The organism is Streptococcus suis YS56 (assembly GCF_000440115.1).
Taxonomy (GTDB): Bacteria; Bacillota; Bacilli; order Lactobacillales; family Streptococcaceae; genus Streptococcus; species Streptococcus suis_L.
Window position 1 is genome coordinate 14,093 of the sequence record NZ_ALMY01000074.1, and the last position, 19,065, is coordinate 33,157.

Sequence of the window (19,065 nt, forward strand, 5' to 3'; positions counted from 1 at the left end):
ATGGAAGAAATTCTGAGAGTGGAGAACCTGTCCTTGCACTATGGTGCTGGACAGGTCAAGGCTCTAGATCAGGTCAGTTTTCAGCTACCCAAGGGTTGTCGTGCAGCCTTGGTCGGACCAAATGGTGCAGGGAAATCCAGTTTGTTCAAGGCCATCTTGGGCTTAGAAAAAGGGGCGACTGGCAAGGTCTCGCTACTGGGTCAGTCGCAGCAGTTGGACCAAGTCATTCAGAAAAAGGTTGCCTATATTCCCCAAGCCAGTCAGGTCAACTGGCAGTTTCCAGCAAGGGTCCTTGATATTGTCCTGATGGGGCGGTTTGCCCACACCAGTGGTTTCTTCCGTCGACCAAGTTCCTTGGATAAGGAAAAGGCAGAGCAGGCCTTGGAAGAGATGAAGATCAGCGATTTGAGTAATCGGCAGATTGATCAGTTATCAGGAGGTCAACGGCAACGAGTCTTTCTAGCTAGAGCCTTGGCTCAGGAAGCCGAACTCTATATGATGGATGAGCCCTTGGCGGGAATTGATCAGGCGACGGAGCAAATTATCATGGACTGTTTGAAGAAGTTTCAGCAGGAAGGCAAGACCTCTCTGGTCATTCACCATGACCTATTGACCTTGGAAAAGTACTTTGACCACGTCATCTGGCTCAATGGTCGTTTGATAGCGGAGGGGCCAATGGATCAGGTGGGTCTGCTACAAGCCTATCAGGCTGCCTATGGTCAGGAACCAGCCTTCTTTCTAAAGGAGGGGCTTGGTCATGCTTGAACTCTTACGGGATTACTCTTTTTGGACGGTGGCACTGGGGACTCTAGTCTTGGCTCTGGCGGCTAGTCAGATCGGAACCATCAGTGTTTTGACCAGGCAAAGTTTAATCGGAGATAGCTTGGGACATGCGGCCTATCCTGGCATTATCCTGTCCTATATGGTCTTTCAATCACGCCAGCCCTTGTTTCTGTTGCTTGGAGCGGTGGGTTCAGGCTATCTGTCCTACGGATTGGTTGGCTGGCTCTGCCGAAGGGGGCGGACCAGTCGGGTTAATGCCTTGGCTCTGGTTTCAGCGGCCTTCTTTGGACTGGGATTGGTTCTCAAGCAGTATGTTCAGGGCAATGCTGCCTTTCAAGGAGCAGCCCAGGCAGGTTTGGAAAACTATGTCTTTGGTCAGGCAGCCTTTATGCAGTTGGATGATGTCCTGCTCATCTGTTTGGTTGCTTTGCTGGGCCTGTTCTTATTTGGCTGGCATTACCAGTCGCTTAAACTCTATCTGTTTGACAGACAATTTGCCAAGCTAGTGGGGATTCCTGTGGAAAAGATTGACCGCCTGACCCTGTTTTTGCTACTGAGTTTGATAGCGGTTGGCTTGAAGGTGGTCGGTGCTATCCTGATGAGTAGTTTCTTGATAGCACCAGCCGTCTTTGGCTTGCTCCTGGGAAAATCCTATGCCCAAACCTTAGCCTTGGCAGCTGGCATTGCCAGCTTTTCAGCCCTTGTCGGAACCTATTTGAGTTCTGTTGTGACGGGATTATCGACTGGGCCTACCATCATCCTTTGTTTGAGTGTGTCGTCCCTAGTAGCCTTTGCCTATGTGACCTATATCAGAAAGGAGAATGTGCATGCTTGAAGTCTTCTTGATTTTACTGGCTGTTGGTTCTTCTTGTGGCTTGATTGGGTCTGTCTTGGTGGTGCGTAATCAGGCCATGTTGGCAGATGCCTTGTCCCACTCGGTCCTCTTGGGCATTGTGTTGGGCTTTTTTGTCAGTCAAAACCTAGACTCTCCCCTGCTCTTGCTTGGAGCGGCGGTCTTTGGCTTACTGACAGTCCTAGCGATTGAAGGGCTGCACAGTCGCAAGCTGGCTCAGGATGCGGCGACGGGCTTGCTCTTCACCTTTTTCTTCGCCCTAGCGGTTATCCTTATCTCCCTTTTTGCCCGTAATGTCCATCTGGACTTAGACATGGTCCTGATGGGCGAGGTGCTTTTTGCGCCGCTTAATCGGCTGGACCTCTATGGTCTATCTATGCCGCTAGCCTTGGTCAAGTCTGTCGGTCTCCTGCTGGTCTTACTGGTCTTCTTTCTTCTCAACTTTCAAGCACTCAAGCTGTATCTGTTGGACAAGGAGCAGGCCAAACTACAGGGGATTACCACCCAAAGACTGGAATGGAGCCTTCTTTTTCTGGTTTCTTTGACAACGGTTTTCTCCTTTGAAGCGGTTGGTTCTATGGCGGTCATTGTTTTCCTAGTGGCACCTAGCATGGCAGCTTTGCCTTGGTCTCGGCATTTCTTCCAGTTTTTAGTTTTGGGGCAATGCTGCGCCATTCTGATGATTTGTCTAGGCTTTGGGCTTGCCAGCTGGCTTGATCTGACCATGTCTGGCACCTGCTCGGTCATGGGGCTTCTGACAGTCTGCGTCAGCTTTTTCCTAAAAAATGCCCTAAAACTTTAGTTTGGCAAATGAAATTGTCAGACTTTTTTGTTATTATAGTAAGTAATCATACAAGCAAAGGAGAATAGAATGACACGTTTACAAGATGATTTTTACGAATACGTCAATGGTGAATGGGCAAAAACAGCCGTGATTCCAGACGATAAGCCAAGAACAGGTGGTTTCTCTGATTTGGCGGATGAGATTGAAAAGCTCATGATTGACACGACAAACGAATGGTTGGCTGGAGAAAACGTCCCAGAAGATAGCGTTTTGCAAAACTTTGTGGCCTTTCACAAACAAGTAGCCGACTATGAAACCCGTGACCGTTTGGGAGCAGAACCAGCACAGGCCTTGATTGCAGAGTACAAGGCTCTCAACTCTTTCGAAGAATTTACCAGCAAGCTGGCAGAATATGAGTTGGCAGGCAAGCCAAACCTCATGCCTTTTGGTGTAGCGCCTGACTTTATGGATGCGACTACCAACGTCCTCTGGGCAGATTCTCTAGGCATTATCCTGCCAGATACGACCTACTATGAAGAAGGCCATGAAAAAGGAGCGGAATTGCTTAAAATGTGGAGAGAGAGCCAAGAAGCTCTCTTACCTAAGTTCGGTTTCAGCGATGAGGAAATCAAGGACCTCCTAGACAAACGTTTGGAACTGGATGCCAAGATTGCCAAGTATGTCCTGTCAAATGAAGAGAGTTCCGAGTACGCCAAACTCTATCATCCTTATGAGTGGGCAGATTTTACTGCTTTGGCACCAGAGTTGCCTTTGGATGATTTCTTTACAGCTATTTTAGGGCAAACGCCAGACAAGATTATCGTGCCTGAGGAACGCTTCTGGCAGGCTGCTAAGGACATTTACAGTGCGGATAATTGGGAGCTTTTGAAGGCGACCTTGATTTTGAAAGCGGCAGGAGCTTATACAGCCTTCCTGTCGGATGAAATCCGTATTCTAGCAGGAGCCTACAGCCGTGCCCTTTCTGGTACACCGCAGGCTCAAAACCAAGAAAAAGCAGCCTACAATCTGGCACAAGGTTACTTTAACCAAGCCCTCGGTCTTTGGTATGCTGGAGAAAAATTCTCACCAGAAGCCAAGGCCGATGTGGAAGCAAAAGTTGCTAAGATGATTGAGGTTTACAAGTCTCGTTTGGAAACGGCAGACTGGTTGGCTCAGGAAACGCGTGACAAGGCCATTGTCAAACTCAATGTTATCAAGCCTTACATCGGCTACCCAGAAGCCTTGCCAGAGCGTTATTATAAGAAGATTGTTGACCCAAGCAAGTCCTTGGTGGAAAATGCCATCGAACTAAACAAGATTGACATTGCTCATGGTTGGAGCAAGTGGAACAAGCCTGTGGATATTAAGGAATGGGGTATGCCAGCCCACATGGTCAATGCCTACTACAACCCACAGAAAAACTTGATTGTCTTCCCGGCGGCGATTTTGCAGGCGCCTTTCTACTCGCTGGAGCAGTCTTCATCAGCTAACTACGGCGGTATCGGTGCCGTCATTGCCCACGAGATTTCCCATGCCTTTGACTCCAACGGTGCTTCCTTTGATGAGAACGGTAGTCTCAACAATTGGTGGACAGAGGAAGACTATGCTGCCTTTGAAGCCCGTACTCAGCAGGTCATCGACCAGTTTGAAGGTCAGGATTCTTATGGTGCCAAAATCAATGGTAAGTTGACCGTGTCAGAAAATATTGCCGACCTTGGTGGGATTGCAGCAGCCCTAGAGGCAGCCAAGTCAGAAGATGACTTCTCCGCAGAGGAATTCTTCACTAACTTTGCTCGCATCTGGCGAATGAAGGCTCGTCCTGAGTACATGCAGATGTTGGCGAGTGTCGATGTCCACGCACCAGGTCACCTACGCACCAACATCCAGTTGCCAAACTTCGATGAATTCCATGAAACCTTTGGCGTTCAAGAAGGCGACGGCATGTGGCGTGCAAAAGAAGACCGTGTGATTATTTGGTAAAAATGGGAAAACAGCTAGTGAAAACTGGCTGTTTTTGTCTTTCCCAATTCCCCAAAAACGTGATATAATAGTAAAGATAATTTATTGACATGGAGAAATGATATGAGCTTCTACAATCACAAGGAAATCGAGCCCAAATGGCAGGAATTTTGGGCAAAAAATCATACTTTTAAAACGGGAACAGATGCAGAAAAGCCAAACTTTTATGCCCTAGATATGTTCCCTTATCCGTCTGGTGCAGGTCTTCACGTAGGTCACCCTGAGGGTTATACGGCGACGGACATTCTCAGCCGTTATAAGCGTGCCCAAGGCTACAACGTCCTTCACCCAATGGGTTGGGATGCCTTTGGTCTGCCAGCAGAGCAATACGCTATGGACACGGGAAATGACCCAGCTGACTTTACAGCAGAAAACATTGCCAACTTCAAGCGTCAGATTAATGCCCTTGGCTTTTCTTACGACTGGGACCGTGAGGTCAATACGACTGACCCCAACTACTACAAGTGGACTCAGTGGATTTTCACTAAGTTGTATGAAAAAGGCCTAGCCTACGAGGCAGAAGTGCCTGTCAACTGGGTAGAAGAATTGGGAACAGCTATCGCCAACGAAGAGGTCCTTCTTGACGGAACATCTGAGCGTGGTGGCTACCCAGTTGTCCGCAAGCCAATGCGTCAATGGATGTTGAAAATCACTGCCTATGCAGAACGCTTGCTCAATGACCTAGAAGATGTTGATTGGCCAGAATCTATCAAGGATATGCAACGCAACTGGATTGGTAAGTCAACTGGTGCCAATGTGACCTTCAAGATCAAGGACACAGACAAGGACTTCACTGTTTTCACAACTCGTCCAGATACGCTTTTTGGTGCGACCTACGCTGTCCTTGCTCCTGAGCATGACTTGGTCGATAGCATTACATCGCCTGAGCAGGCAGAAGCTGTGGCAGAGTACAAACGCCAAGCTTCCCTCAAATCAGATCTTGCCCGTACAGACCTTGCCAAAGACAAGACAGGTGTTTGGACAGGTGCCTATGCTATCAACCCTGTGAACAACAAGGAAATCCCAATCTGGATTGCTGATTATGTCCTTGCAAGCTACGGAACAGGTGCTATTATGGCTGTTCCTGCCCACGACGAGCGTGACTGGGAATTTGCCAAACAGTTTGGTTTGGACATCATTCCAGTTTTGAAAGGTGGCAATGTAGAGGAAGCACCTTACACAGAAGATGGTGCCCACATCAACTCAGACTTCCTAGATGGTCTGAATAAGGAAGAAGCTATTGCTAAAATGGTGGCTTGGTTGGAAGAAAATGGTCTTGGTCAGGAGAAAATTTCCTACCGCCTCCGTGACTGGCTCTTCAGCCGTCAGCGTTATTGGGGTGAGCCAATTCCAATCATCCACTGGGAAGACGGAACTTCCACAGCAGTACCTGAAAATGAGTTACCTCTGGTATTGCCAAAAACCTCTGACATCAAGCCTTCAGGTACAGGCGAGTCGCCGCTAGCCAACCTAACAGACTGGTTGGAAGTGGTGCGTGAAGACGGTGTTAAAGGTCGCCGTGAGACCAACACCATGCCACAATGGGCGGGCTCTAGCTGGTACTACCTCCGCTATATCGACCCACACAACGATGAGAAATTGGCAGACGAGGAGCTTCTCAAGGCTTGGTTGCCAGTGGACATCTACATCGGTGGTGCTGAGCACGCGGTCCTTCACCTGCTTTATGCTCGTTTCTGGCATAAGTTCCTCTATGACCTTGGCGTTGTGCCAACCAAAGAGCCATTCCAAAAACTCTTTAACCAGGGCATGATTTTGGGGACTAGCTACCGCGACAGCCGTGGTGCCCTTGTAGCGACCGATAAAGTTGAAAAACGTGATGGTTCTTTCTTCCACATCGAAACTGGTGAGGAGTTGGAGCAGGCACCTGCTAAGATGTCTAAGTCTCTTAAAAACGTGGTTAACCCAGATGATGTGGTTGAGCAATTTGGTGCGGACACCCTCCGTGTCTACGAGATGTTTATGGGACCGCTTGATGCATCAATCGCTTGGTCAGAAGAAGGTCTCGAAGGTAGCCGTAAGTTCCTCGATCGTGTTTACCGCCTCTTGACGACCAAGGAGCTTGTAGCGGAAAATAGCGGAGCGCTTGATAAAGTTTACAATGAAACTGTGAAGACGGTGACAGAGCATATTGAAGACCTGAAATTCAACACAGCTATCGCTCAACTCATGATTTTTGTCAACGCAGCCAACAAGGAAGACAAGCTCTATGTCGAATACGCCAAAGGCTTTGTCCAATTGATCGCCCCATTTGCACCACACTTGGCAGAAGAACTCTGGCAGGGTCTAGCAAATACGGGCCAATCAATCAGCTATGTCGCATGGCCAAGCTATGACGAAAGCAAGCTGGTAGAAAGCGAAGTGGAAATCGTAGTCCAAATCAAAGGCAAGGTAAAAGCCCGCTTGACCGTAGCCAAAGACCTGTCACCAGCAGACCTTGAAAAAGCAGCTCTGGCAGACGAAAAAGTCCAAGCTGAAATCGCTGGTCAAACAGTGGTGAAGGTGATTAGTGTTCCGAATAAACTCGTCAATATTGTTGTGAAGTAACCAAATTAGTGAATATCCTAGCGAAATAAATGTAAATAATAAGAAAACGACTTCCGTATTGGAGGTCGTTTTTGGCTGTTTATAGATAACTTTTCTCGCTCAACCAAGCATGGATAACGGATAGGGTCTTGTCTTGGAATTTGCCTATCGGGTACATATGGTCTGCTCCTGTTAGGGAAATCAGGATTGAATCTTTGTAATTCTGTGCTGTTTTCCGAGCGATGGCAGAAACGGTCATCTTATCTTCGCTTCCAGTGATAATGAGGACAGGTCCTGACATCTTGCTGAAATCAACATAGGCAGCTCTGCTTTTATCCAAAAAAGGAAATGCCATTTGGGTATAGACCTTGCCAGATTCTGGGACTAGGCCTTGGTAGAGTTCCTCCTTTATCTCTGGGTCTTGAGCATTTAGACAGTAGTTAAAGAAGGCTTTTTTATAGGGTGGCATGTGCTTTTTCCAGAATCCCCAGCGAAGGAAATGCGGTAAAAAGCTGGCTAACATGGTCGGATAGAGGGCCAGGATGTCAGCTGTTGGGGCGGGTCCCATGAGAATCATGCCAGCCACCGGAGTGCGTTCTGCGACCATTTGGGCTAGTAGACAGCCCAGAGAATGCCCCAAAAGAAGTGGCGGTTCTTCTAGGCTCTCAACCAAGGCGACCAAATCATCAGCATAGTCTGTCAGGCTGACGGCGCCGACCTTGTTTGCGACTTCGTTATACGGTAAGTCATGGTGGCGTAGGCTGGGCGTGTGGACTCGTAGACCCATTTGTTCCAATTTCGTAGCAAAGTCTCCCCAAACAGAACCATCGCACCAGGTTCCGTGAATCAAAACGATATCTTTCATATTCTCCTCCTGACTTTTTTCTATTATAGCATGCTGAAAGCTAATTGTTAACTGTCTGTAAAAAAGTTAACCTACTAGTCACATTTCTTTAAGTCTTGTGCAAGATTAGTTGGTTAGGATAGATGCAGAAGTAATACTCTTCGAAAATCAAAATCAGACGTTGTTGACTTGATTTGATGAACTTCAGTTCTATCTGCATCTGCGTCGCCTAGTCTGATTTCGATTTTCATTGAGTATAAATTGAAAGGATTTGATGAGTATGAATAAACAAACACCTCACAAAACAATGAAAACTGTTCTTGCTACGGCTATGTTGGGAGGAATGCTGACTTTGGGACAGGACTTAGCAAAGGCAGATAGCATATCAGAAGATACTCCGATAATTGAGGCATTAACGATTCAAGTAGAGGAGGGAAAGCAAAAGGAAGAGGCTGCAGCCAAAGCTGCCGCTGAGAAAGCAGCTGCAGAAAAGGCTGCTGCAGAGGAAGCCGCTCAAGCTGCCCTTGCAACCAATATGGTTTCAGAAGTAGCAGTAACCTACACAGCTAACACTTATCCAGTAGGTCAATGTACCTGGGGTGCAAAGGAAGCAGCACCGTGGGTAGGAAACTATTGGGGAAATGGTGGAGACTGGGCTGCCAGTGCAGCAGCACAAGGCTATGAAGTCGGTACAACACCTAAAGTTGGCGCAGTCATCGTATGGACAGATGGTGGCTATGGCCACGTTGGAGTTGTGACTGAAGTTGGAGAAAATGGTCTGATTCGGATTGTGGAATCAAATTATAATGGCAATATGACCGTAGCAAATTACCGTGGCTTTTTCAATCCACTTGAAACAGGAGCAGGAACGGTTAGCTACATTTACCCACCAGCTGGTGTATAATCAGTTAAAAAGGTCTGCTAGGCCTTTTTCTTATTTTTAAGACTTGATTAAAAAAATTTAATCGCTTTGATAGAAAATTTATATTGGTTATACGCTTCATTTCGTGATATGATTGAGAAATCTGAAAAAGAAAGAGTGTATTTATAATGAAAAAATTAGCTTTATTTGCAACAACAGCCCTAGCAGCTTTTACCTTAGCAGCTTGTAGTTCGTCAACATCAACGAGCTCATCAAGCAGCACAGACCAAACCCTTTTGGCACAAATTAAGGAAGAAGGCGTTATTCAAATCGGTACTGAAGGTGCCTATGCTCCTTATTCTTACCACGACGAGAGCGGAAAGTTGGTCGGTTATGATGTAGAAGTAGCCGAAGCCGTTGCTGAGAAATTAGGTGTTAAGGTGGAATTTGTTGAAACAGAATGGGATTCCATGATTGCAGGTTTGGATGCAGCCCGTTTTGATACTATCGCTAACCAAGTTGGTATTACAGATGAGCGTAAGGCAAAATACGATTTTTCAACACCATATACATACATCTATGGAGCCTTGGTAACACAGAAGGATAATACTGACATTACAAACTTTGCAGATTTGTCAGGTAAAAAGTCAGCCAACAGCTTGACAAGTAACTGGGCAGATTTGGCGCGTGAAAATGGTGCAGAAGTTGTCGGTGTGGATGGATTCTCTCAGGCAGTTGAATTGTTGAACACAGGGCGTGTGGATGCTACCATCAATGACAACTTGGTTTACTTAGACTATGTGAAACAACATGCTGATGCACCGATTAAGGTTGTGACCTTGACGGATGACGTGTCAACAACAGCCTTCCCAGTTGCAAAAGGAAATGAAGATCTTGTGAAAGAGATTGATGCAGCCTTGGCAGAATTGGCTAGTGAAGGAAAATTAGCTGAAATTTCAAACAAATACTTTGGTGAGGATGTATCTAAAGCCAAATAAAGAATAAGTAGGAGAAACGATGACAGATAGAGTTTGGCAATTATTAATTGATTCATTTACGCAAATCCTTGTCCCAGGATTATTGGTGACGATTCCACTGACCATCTTGTCTTTTATCTTTGGTCTAATCATTGCTATTGGGACAGCCTTGGTGCAAATTGCTCAGATTCCCATTCTCAAACAAGTGGCTCGTTTCTATATTTGGGTTGTTCGAGGGACGCCACTCTTGGTTCAACTCTATGTGATATTCTTTGGGCTACCAAGTCTAGGAATTGTCTTGGACGCTTTTCCGTCGGCGGTTTTGGTTTTTTCTGTCAATACAGGTGCCTACGCTGCGGAAACCATACGGGCTTCTATTGAGTCCGTGCCTAAGGGGCAGTTGGAGGCTGGCTATTCTGTCGGGATGAGTTTTGCCCAGACCATGCGTCGGATTATTCTCCCACAGGCCTTTCGAGTGGCCTTTCCGCCCTTATCGAATACCTTGATTGGATTGGTCAAGGACACATCTTTAGCGGCCAATATCACGGTCTTGGAGATGTTTATGGCGACACAGCAGATTGCGGCAAGGACCTATGAGCCATTTGCCCTCTATTGTGAAGTTGCTCTCATTTATCTATTCTTTTCAACTATTTTGACCAAGCTTCAAGCCTATGGCGAGAAGAAGTTGGCGGTCTATTAGGAGGTTCAGATGATTCAAGCAAATGGAGTAAAGCTGGCCTTCAATGGTCAAGAGGTATTAAAAGGCATTGATGTAGAGGTCAATCCAGGAGAGGTGGTTGTTATTTTGGGACCATCTGGCTCCGGAAAAACAACCCTTCTTCGTTCCTTGAACTTTTTGGAAAAAGCTGACGCGGGTCAGTTGGTTTTCGGTGAGGACAGCTATGACTTGGCTCAGATGACCAAGAAGGAAATTGCAGGTATTCGCAAGCGAACAGCCTTTGTTTTTCAAAACTACAATCTCTTTGCCAATAAGACTGCCCTGCAAAATGTGACGGAAGGCTTAATTGTAGCTCGGAAAGTACCCAAGCAGGAGGCTGAAAGAATTGGTAAGGCAGCCTTGGACAAGGTTGGCCTGTCGGACAAATATGATTCTTATCCGAGCCAGCTATCAGGAGGTCAGCAGCAACGGGTCGGCATTGCCAGAGCCATTGCGACAAATCCCGAGGTCATCTATTTTGATGAGCCAACCTCAGCCTTGGATCCTGAGTTAATCGGTGAGGTCTTGGCTGTCATGATGCAGTTGGCCAAAGAAGGCATGACCATGGTGGTTGTGACGCACGAGATGGGCTTTGCGCGTGCAGTAGCCGACCGTGTGATTTTCATGGATGGGGGCCAGATTATTGAAGAAGGCCGACCAGAAGCTATTTTTGACCAACCAAAAGAAGAACGAACCAAGCAATTCTTGGCTCGGATTCAGAAAGAAGAACTATAGAAGGAAAACACTGGCAATGCTGGTGTTTTTCTCGTACCTAAAGAAATAGATGTCATAACCTTCAAAACACTTTTGCATTTTTTACTGGAATTGGATATAATAGAACAGAGAAAACGTTTGCACAAAAAATCGAGAATATATGAATAAGAAAAGTAGGAGGGGCTGATGACAACTTTAGCAGATGTAGCTAGGTTAGCTAATGTTTCAAAGATGACAGTGTCGCGTGTTATCAATCATCCAGAGCAGGTGACACGCGAATTGCGACTGTTGGTGACGAAAGCCATGGAAGAATTAAATTATAAGCCAAATGTTGTCGCCAAGGCCTTGGCCCAGCAACGGACCTTGATTGTCCAGGTGGTCATCCTTGAAAAAATGGATGTCGTTGAGCCGTATTATATCGATTTACTGCGAGGTATTGCAGCAGAATTGAATCAACGAAATTATACCTTGCAATTGGTAACCGATGCGAAGTTAGTGACGGATCAGTGTGATGGCTATATTATCACAGGTGCCAGAAAGTCAGATTTTTCATGGTTGAAAGGCTTGGGTAAACCTCTCATATTATTTGGAGAAAATAGTGAGGGGCTACCGTTTGTGGATTCAGATAACAAGGAAGCCACTCGATTAGCGACAGAATTTGCCCTATCAAAAGGATATGAACAGGTTTTCTTTGTGGGTATTGATTTACCAGAGTCATTTGAAGAAAGGCGAGAAGAAGGCTATAAAAAGGCTATGAAAGACCGAGAAAGTCGCCTGTATCGCTTGGCCAATCATTCTCACGTCGCAGAAGACTTTATCAGAAATCTAGACGATTTACCAGATAAGACTTGCTTTGTCTGTGCTTCGGACCGCCTAGCACTGGGAATTACAAGGGGGCTACAAGCGATTGGAAAATCGATTCCTCAAGATGTTGGCGTGATTGGATTTGACGGATTTTTTATCGATAGGATTTCAAATCCGAGGTTGACGACCATGAAGCAACCCATTCAAAAAATGGGGGCAATCAGTGTGAAGCGATTGATGGATATGTTGGACGGAAAACCATTGATCAGCTTGGCCCATTTCGACCGTGCTGAATTAATTGAACGAGAAACTACGCCATAGTAGTTTCTTTTTTTTTTGATGATTTTTGTTACCGATAACAGTTAAGAAAACGTTTGCAAAGACTAGGTGCGATTGTATATACTTATACTATAAAAATCAATTTTCGTGGAGGAGCCTATGAAAAAGAAATCCATGCGTGAGATGAAATCAAGAGGAATGTTTGAGAAAAAACAATTTTTTAGCATTCGTAAATTTAATGTCGGCGTTGCATCCGTCGGCATTGCGACAGCTTTTTTAATGTCTGGACCTGGTCAAACAGTTCATGCTGAGGGAGTGGCTACTCCTGCGGAAACTACCCTAACTAGTGTTTCGGAACAGTCTGGAGGAGCATCGACAAGTGAAACTGTATCAACTGTAACCAATACAAGTCCTACAGGAGTATCGGAAACCGTAGATAATGCATCAGTTGCTCCACTGGCAACTACTGAAACACCTGTGGTAGAAAGAGCTGCAGCAGAAACCCCTATCGAAGAAGGCAGCATTCGTCTGCACTTTGAAAACGTAGATGAAACAGCACCAGAAAGCCAAGGGTTGTGGACTTGGGGAGGAGTGGCAGAGCCATCCGATAGCAATCAATGGCCAAGGGATACAGCAAATTTTTCAAGCAGTCAGGTAGATGACTACGGCCATTACGTTGATATTAAAAAATCTGAGACGCCAGGCACGATTGGCTATCTAGTCCTCAAGAATGGGGAAAAAGTAACAGAATCGGACCAAAAAGTGGAGCTTCTTGTTCCGGAACAAAATGAAGCCTGGATCGCTAGTGACTATAGCGTGTCTAGCTATGAGCCGCTCAAAGATGAAAATCTCCTCCGTATCAACTACACCCGTGAAGACAATAATTATGAAGGTTGGGGCGTATGGACTTGGGGCGATACGACTGAAGCGAGTGATGGCTGGCCAACAGGTGCCGTTGATTTTAAACTTGGCAAATACGGAGCTTATGTTGACATTCCTCTATCGAACGGTTTAGATTCTAAGCTTGGATTTCTACTAATCAATCAGAATAATCCAGATCTTGCGGGCAATAAATCGATTGATTTAGCCTTTGCAGATCGTAAACGGCATAGCCAAATTTTCCTTCGAAACGATGACGATAAAGTTTACACAAATCCATATTTTATCGAAGAGAAAGTAGAACTTGATACCAGCAAAGCGACTCCGGGTACAAAAAATGTGATTGTTGAGGCTAGTAGCAAAGCGCCATTCAACTACAATGAAAGTGGCTTGGTATCTGTAACTGTCACCAACCCTGAAAATGCTGAGATTGTCAAAATGGAAGTCGATACAAGTGCCATCGGCGGAGGTCTTGTGCCAATCTCTACTGAGCTCAATCGTGTGACCATTAAAGCGACGTCTATCACAGCGCAAGGGACCTATAGTCTTCCTGTAAAGGCCTATGACAAGGACAACGGTTACTACGAGACCAGCCTAGATGTGACCATTACAGAGCGTATCAAGGCAGATGGTGAAAAAGACTGGGACGAGCAAGTCATCTACTTTATGATGACCGACCGTTTCTACAATGGAGACACCAGCAACGACAAGCTGGTGGAAGGAACGGCCTCCAACCCACGCGGTCTTTACCAAGGTGGTGACTTCAAAGGAGTGACAGCCAAGCTGGACTATCTGAAAGAATTGGGTGTGGACTCTATCTGGTTGACTCCGATTGTGGAAAATATTCCACAGAATGTCGGTAGCGCAACAGATGGAGAGTACTATGCTTACCATGGTTATTGGGCATCCAATTTTGAGAAACTTAACCCGCATTTGGGAAGTTTAGCTGATTTTCATGAATTAATTGATGCCGCAGCCGAAAAAGGTATAAACATTGTTGTTGACGTGGTGCTTAACCATGCTGGCTATGGTACAGAAGAAACCTTTGCAGGCATGGTACGGACTAAGGAAGAAGATAAGCAGGGGGATGACCAGTTAGGTTCGCTTGCAGGATTGCCTGACTTCAAGACAGAAGAAGCAGCTGTTCGCAATCAGTTGGTTGCTTGGCAGGCATCTTGGTTGGAACGCTCAACAACTGCCAAGGGCAACTCCATCTATGCTTTCCGTGTCGATACAGTCAAACACGTTGATGATACAACCTGGCAGCATTTCAAAAATGAATTGGTGGATAGAGATCCTGACTTCCACTTGATTGGGGAAACTTGGGGAGCTAACTATAAAGATACCAAGGGTGACTTGGGTATCGGTACTATGGATAGCTTGTTGGACTTTGGCTTCAAGGATATTGCCAAATATCTGGTCAATGGTCAACTGAAAGCAGCTGGAAAAGAGCTGGAAGAACGTAGCAAGGTTTTGACTAGTGCAGCTTCTCTGGGTCAATTCTTGGGCAGTCATGACGAAGATGGTTTCCTCTACAGTCTCGGTGGCGCAGAAAAAGAAGGAAATCTGGATAAACTGAAATTGGCTGCAAGTCTCTTGATTACTGCTAAAGGTCAGCCAGTCATCTACTACGGTGAAGAAGTAGGTCAATCTGGACAAAATAATTGGCCAGTTTATGACAACCGGTACGATTTCGATTGGAGCAAGGTAGAGACTAGCGACATCACAGACCACTATCAGAAATTGCTGGCTTTCCGCAATGCCAATTCAACATTACTCTCACGTGGTGATACAAGCACCCTTGCTGGAAATGATAGCCAAGGTTGGCTTATCAGCAAACGCAGTTACCAAGATCAAGCTGCCTATCTTGTCTTCTCAACCAATACCGAGAGTAAGGAAATGGCAATTGAAGTATCTGGTAAGGATGTAGTGGTCACAGATACCTACACAGGAAAAACGTATCAAGCTATCGAGAAAGACGGTAAATGGGTTGTTCAAGTCGAACTTCCAACTATCGGTCAAGGTGGCACCATGCTCCTTCAGACTCAAGCAGGTGACATCGTCAATGCAAGTGTGCAAGGAGCAACTGAAGAGCCAATTGAAGCAGGCTACTTCCGTGTTCACTTTAAAACCCTACCATCTGATAATCTATCTAGTCTAGGTCTATGGACATGGGATGATGTCGAAAAACCATCGTCAGATGTAGGTGCTTGGCCGACGGGTGCAACCAATTTCAGCACGGCTAAACAGGATGACTATGGCTATTATCTGGACATCAAGATGAAAGATGAAACAGCCAGCAAGATTAGTCTGTTGATTAATAACACTTCTGGTGAAAATATCACAGGTGACAAGATCATTGAACGGATTAGCACCAAGATGAATGAAGTTTGGTTTGATGAAAATTATCAACTCAGCCTCTATCAACCACTCAAAGAAGGCTACATCCGTATCAATTACTTCCGTACAGATGGCGATTATGACCAAAAAGGTCTCTGGATCTGGGGTGATGTGACTGATGTTACCTTGGGTGACTGGCCAAATGGTATTGATTTTGAAAACCAAGGCAAGTACGGTGCCTATATTGATGTCAAATTGACAGATTTACCAAGTTCCATTGGCTTCCTGCTATTGGATGAAAGCAAGTCAGGAGATGATGTGAAGATTCAACAGAAAGATTATAGCTTTACAGATTTGAAAAATCAGACACAAATCTTCCTCAAGGATGATGATGCGACTATTTACACCAACCCTTATTTTGTCAATAATGTCCGTGTAACAGGTGTTTCTCATGTTAGCTTAACAGCTTTAGAAGCAGCCTTTACAACGCTTGAAGGTGCTGATAAGGAAAGTATTTTAGAAAAATTGTCTGTAACAGATAAGAATGGCCAGACAGTTGCTGTGACGGACCTTGTCTTGGATGCTACTAGCAACAAGGTGCGAGTCCTCGGGGATTTCAACCAAGAAAATGCGGGCTACACCCTCAAATATGGCAATGATAGCTTCACAACAACTATGAGCTGGCAATTGAAGGATGAGCTCTATGCTTATGATGGGGAGCTTGGTGCGCGTGTGCGTCAGGCTGGTAGTGTCGTTGATATGACTCTCTGGTCTCCAAGTGCAGACAGTGTAGTAGTTGTTCTTTATGATAAGGATGACCAATCTAAGGTGGTCGGTAAATTAGCCATGACCAAGGGCGATAAGGGACAATGGGACCTCGAATTGAACAGTCAATCAGGTCTTGGTATTTCGGACTATCGTGGTTACTACTACCATTATGAAATCACTCGTGGGGATCAAGCTGTTCTGGTCTTGGACCCATATGCTAAGTCTTTAGCGGAGTGGAATAGTGATTTGGCAGATACAGATCCATCTTATCGGATTGCAAAAGCTGCGATTGTGGATCCATCAGAAGTTGGTCCAAGTGGTTTGGACTATGCCACAATTCCTAACTTCAATCAGCGTGAAGATGCGATTATCTATGAAGCCCATGTTCGTGACTTCACCTCAGACCCTGCTATTTCTGATGAATTGACAGCTCAGTTCGGTACCTTTGCAGCCTTTGCAGAGCGACTCAGCTACCTCAAAGACCTGGGTGTGACCCATATTCAGCTACTCCCAGTTATGAGCTACTATTTTGTCAATGAATTGAAAAATGCAGAGCGGATGAGCGAGTACGCTTCTAGCAACAGCAACTACAACTGGGGTTATGATCCACAGAGCTACTTTGCCTTTACGGGTATGTATTCTACAGATCCGACAGATCCAATGAAACGCATCGAAGAGTTCAAAAACCTGGTCAATGAAATCCACAAACAAGGCATGGGGGTGATTTTGGATGTGGTCTATAACCACACTTCTAAGACCTTCTTATTTGAAGATTTGGAGCCAAACTATTACCACTTCATGGAGGCAGATGGTACGGCTAAATCAAGCTTTGGTGGTGGTCGTCTGGGAACTACTCACTACATGAGCCGTCGTGTCTTAGTTGATTCCATCAAGTATCTTGTGGATGAGTTTAAGGTAGATGGTTTCCGTTTCGATATGATGGGGGATCATGATGCCGAAGCAATTGAGCTGGCCTTTACAGAGGCTCAAAAACTCAATCCAAACATTATTATGCTTGGTGAAGGATGGAGAACCTTTACAGGTGATGCCAATCAGCCTGTTCAGCCAGCGGACCAAGACTGGATGAGCTCAACAGATACGGTTGCGGTATTCTCAGATGACATTCGCAACACACTTAAATCTGGTTATCCAAACGAAGGTCAGCCAGCCTTTATCACAGGCGGTGCTAAGAGTGTTGAGTCTGTCTTCAATAACATCAAGGCACAACCAGGCAACTTCTTGGCGGATGATCCAGGTGATGTGATCCAGTATATTGCTGCGCATGACAACTTGACCCTCTTTGATATTATCGCTCAGTCCATCAAGAAGGATCCATCAATCGCTGAAAATTACACTGAAATTCACCAACGTCAACGCTTGGGTAATTTGCTAGTCTTGACTGCTCAAGGGACACCGTTTATTCATTCTGGTCAGGAGTATGGACGGACCAAACAGTTCCGCCATCCTGATTACAAGAAGCCAGTTACAGAGGACAAGGTACCAAACAAGGCGCATTTGTTGACCAATGCAGATGGAAGGCCATTTGACTATCCATACTACATTCATGATTCTTACGATTCATCGGATGCGGTCAACAAGTTTGACTGGACCAAAGCGACAGATGAGGCGCTCTATCCAGAGAATACCCGTACTCAGGCCTTTACAAAAGGATTGATTGCCTTGCGCAAATCTACAGATGCCTTCCGTTTGGGAACAAAAGAAGAAGTTGAACAGAAGGTTAGCTTGATTTCAATTCCAGGTCAAAATGGTATTGCCAAAAATGATGTGGTCATTGCCTATCAAACCATTGCAAGCAATGGGGACCGCTATGCTGTCTTTGTCAACGCAGACAGCAAGGAGCGCAGCTTTGTTCCTTCTGATAGTTACAAAGAATTGCTGAAGGGTCAAGTGCTGGTCGATGGTGAACGTGCAGGTGTAGAAGCATTGTCTGATTTAGTGGGTGTTGAGTTGACTGATAGCGTAGTTGTGCTTGCCCCATTGACTGCAACAGTGATTCGTTTACCTTATACCATCACAGAAGTTCCAGATACAGCACCTACCGCTGAAGAAAAACCAACCCTAGACTTTACTAGGAAAGAACGTACAGAAGAATCTGTCCTTCCGATTGCAGAGGAAGTTCGCTATGATGCAACTCTTGCAAAAGGTCAATCTTATGTGCTTCAAGAAGGTAAGGCAGGTAAGAGAGTCTTGGTTTATCAGGATGTCTTGATTGATGGTAAGGTAGTTGCTACTAATTTGTTATCAGAAACAGTTATAGATGGCGAGGCACGCATCCTTGTCCATGGTAGCAAGGAAGTGATAAAAGAAGTAGCGAAATCAGACGCAGTTGTGAAGCAAGAAGTATTGAAACCAAGTCTATCTGCTCCAACAGCTCAAGTGTCTGGACAAGCTACAACAAGTACATCAAACAAAGAAAGCCTACCAGCTACAGGTGACCGACAAAGTGATTTGGCACTTCTAGGTCTCGGACTTGCTGGACTTGGTTTGACAGTTGCTGCACAAGGAAGAAATAAAAAATCAGAAGAATAGCATGCTTTCCTCCAAAGAGGTTAGGAACTGATAGTTTCCTAGCCTCTTTTCTGATTTCAGAATTTAGTCGAAATTGTTTTTGGTATTCGACATAGTCATTTAAATTAACTGTGATACATTGTCACTTTCGGCTTACCGTACTCTACAGAAGTGACTTGCTTCGATTATTTTATTTTAGCAACCTGCACCTCAGTTCCTTGTCTGAAAGTTAATTCATTCGACTGTAGTTGAAAAAAATAATTAGAAAAGTTCGGAAATAGTCCAATAGTGAACACAAGCCTGTGCTTTATTTGGTCTTTTTGTTTCCGCTTACATAACTTATAATAAAACCATAAAAATCATTTCAA

General features: G+C 45.3%; 12 protein-coding genes. 11 read left to right on the forward strand and 1 reads right to left on the reverse strand.

All coding sequences use genetic code 11. The features are described 5' to 3' along the window. From SST62_RS0109190 to leuS, 5 genes are all read left to right on the forward strand, one after another. Window positions 1-765, forward strand: a complete 765-nt coding sequence (locus tag SST62_RS0109190; protein WP_029187111.1) for a metal ABC transporter ATP-binding protein — start codon at window positions 1-3, stop codon at window positions 763-765. Further along, window positions 758-1,618, forward strand: coding sequence for a metal ABC transporter permease (locus SST62_RS0109195; RefSeq protein ID WP_029187112.1), 861 nt, complete (start codon window positions 758-760; stop codon window positions 1,616-1,618). The genes SST62_RS0109190 and SST62_RS0109195 overlap by 8 nt, the downstream gene beginning before the upstream one ends. Beyond that, window positions 1,611-2,438 carry a metal ABC transporter permease gene (locus SST62_RS0109200; RefSeq protein WP_029187113.1) on the forward strand — a complete coding sequence of 276 codons (828 nt, stop codon included), beginning with the start codon at window positions 1,611-1,613 and terminating at the stop codon, window positions 2,436-2,438. Before SST62_RS0109195 ends, SST62_RS0109200 begins: the two co-directional genes overlap by 8 nt. 69 nt (window positions 2,439-2,507) lie before the next feature. Then, on the forward strand, window positions 2,508-4,400 hold the full coding sequence (locus SST62_RS0109205; RefSeq protein WP_029187114.1) for a M13 family metallopeptidase: 1,893 nt from the start codon (window positions 2,508-2,510) through the stop codon (window positions 4,398-4,400). A gap of 102 nt (window positions 4,401-4,502) precedes the next feature. Continuing rightward, window positions 4,503-7,004, forward strand: a complete 2,502-nt coding sequence (leuS, locus tag SST62_RS0109210; protein ID WP_029187115.1) for a leucine--tRNA ligase — start codon at window positions 4,503-4,505, stop codon at window positions 7,002-7,004. Between the two features lie 79 nt (window positions 7,005-7,083). Here leuS and SST62_RS0109215 read toward each other — a convergent pair whose 3' ends face one another. Further along, window positions 7,084-7,848, reverse strand: coding sequence for an alpha/beta fold hydrolase (locus tag SST62_RS0109215; protein ID WP_029187116.1), 765 nt, complete (start codon window positions 7,846-7,848; stop codon window positions 7,084-7,086). A gap of 259 nt (window positions 7,849-8,107) precedes the next feature. Between SST62_RS0109215 and SST62_RS0109220 the strand changes: the two genes are divergently transcribed. The 6 genes from SST62_RS0109220 to SST62_RS1000000112405 all read left to right on the forward strand — a co-directional run bounded on the left by SST62_RS0109220 (window position 8,108) and on the right by SST62_RS1000000112405 (window position 18,718). Next, window positions 8,108-8,731 (forward strand): CHAP domain-containing protein, encoded by a 624-nt coding sequence (locus SST62_RS0109220; RefSeq protein ID WP_029187117.1) that lies wholly within the window; start codon window positions 8,108-8,110, stop codon window positions 8,729-8,731. 146 nt (window positions 8,732-8,877) lie between these two features. Further along, window positions 8,878-9,687 carry an amino acid ABC transporter substrate-binding protein gene (locus tag SST62_RS0109225; RefSeq protein WP_029187118.1) on the forward strand — a complete coding sequence of 270 codons (810 nt, stop codon included), beginning with the start codon at window positions 8,878-8,880 and terminating at the stop codon, window positions 9,685-9,687. Between the two features lie 19 nt (window positions 9,688-9,706). Continuing rightward, the gene (locus tag SST62_RS0109230; protein ID WP_029187119.1) at window positions 9,707-10,366 is read left to right on the forward strand and encodes an amino acid ABC transporter permease; all 660 of its coding nucleotides are present in this window, start codon (window positions 9,707-9,709) and stop codon (window positions 10,364-10,366) included. Between the two features lie 9 nt (window positions 10,367-10,375). Beyond that, on the forward strand, window positions 10,376-11,119 hold the full coding sequence (locus tag SST62_RS0109235) for an amino acid ABC transporter ATP-binding protein (RefSeq protein WP_029187120.1): 744 nt from the start codon (window positions 10,376-10,378) through the stop codon (window positions 11,117-11,119). A 165-nt stretch (window positions 11,120-11,284) separates the two neighbouring features. Further along, window positions 11,285-12,223, forward strand: coding sequence for a LacI family DNA-binding transcriptional regulator (locus tag SST62_RS0109240; RefSeq protein WP_029187121.1), 939 nt, complete (start codon window positions 11,285-11,287; stop codon window positions 12,221-12,223). A gap of 117 nt (window positions 12,224-12,340) precedes the next feature. Further along, a complete protein-coding gene (locus tag SST62_RS1000000112405; protein WP_029187122.1) occupies window positions 12,341-18,718 on the forward strand; it encodes a pullulanase in 6,378 nt (2,125 codons plus the stop codon). Window positions 18,719-19,065 lie beyond the last annotated feature (347 nt).

Bases quoted from the DNA above. Each gene is read 5' to 3' on its own strand.
- SST62_RS0109190 (WP_029187111.1), top strand. From the start codon at position 1: ATGGAAGAAATTCTGAGAGTGGAGAACCTGTCCTTGCACTATGGTGCT.
- SST62_RS0109195 (WP_029187112.1), top strand. From the start codon at position 758: ATGCTTGAACTCTTACGGGATTACTCTTTTTGGACGGTGGCACTGGGG.
- SST62_RS0109200 (WP_029187113.1), top strand. From the start codon at position 1,611: ATGCTTGAAGTCTTCTTGATTTTACTGGCTGTTGGTTCTTCTTGTGGC.
- SST62_RS0109205 (WP_029187114.1), top strand. From the start codon at position 2,508: ATGACACGTTTACAAGATGATTTTTACGAATACGTCAATGGTGAATGG.
- leuS (WP_029187115.1), top strand. From the start codon at position 4,503: ATGAGCTTCTACAATCACAAGGAAATCGAGCCCAAATGGCAGGAATTT.
- SST62_RS0109215 (WP_029187116.1), bottom strand. From the start codon at position 7,848: ATGAAAGATATCGTTTTGATTCACGGAACCTGGTGCGATGGTTCTGTT.
- SST62_RS0109220 (WP_029187117.1), top strand. From the start codon at position 8,108: ATGAATAAACAAACACCTCACAAAACAATGAAAACTGTTCTTGCTACG.
- SST62_RS0109225 (WP_029187118.1), top strand. From the start codon at position 8,878: ATGAAAAAATTAGCTTTATTTGCAACAACAGCCCTAGCAGCTTTTACC.
- SST62_RS0109230 (WP_029187119.1), top strand. From the start codon at position 9,707: ATGACAGATAGAGTTTGGCAATTATTAATTGATTCATTTACGCAAATC.
- SST62_RS0109235 (WP_029187120.1), top strand. From the start codon at position 10,376: ATGATTCAAGCAAATGGAGTAAAGCTGGCCTTCAATGGTCAAGAGGTA.
- SST62_RS0109240 (WP_029187121.1), top strand. From the start codon at position 11,285: ATGACAACTTTAGCAGATGTAGCTAGGTTAGCTAATGTTTCAAAGATG.
- SST62_RS1000000112405 (WP_029187122.1), top strand. From the start codon at position 12,341: ATGAAAAAGAAATCCATGCGTGAGATGAAATCAAGAGGAATGTTTGAG.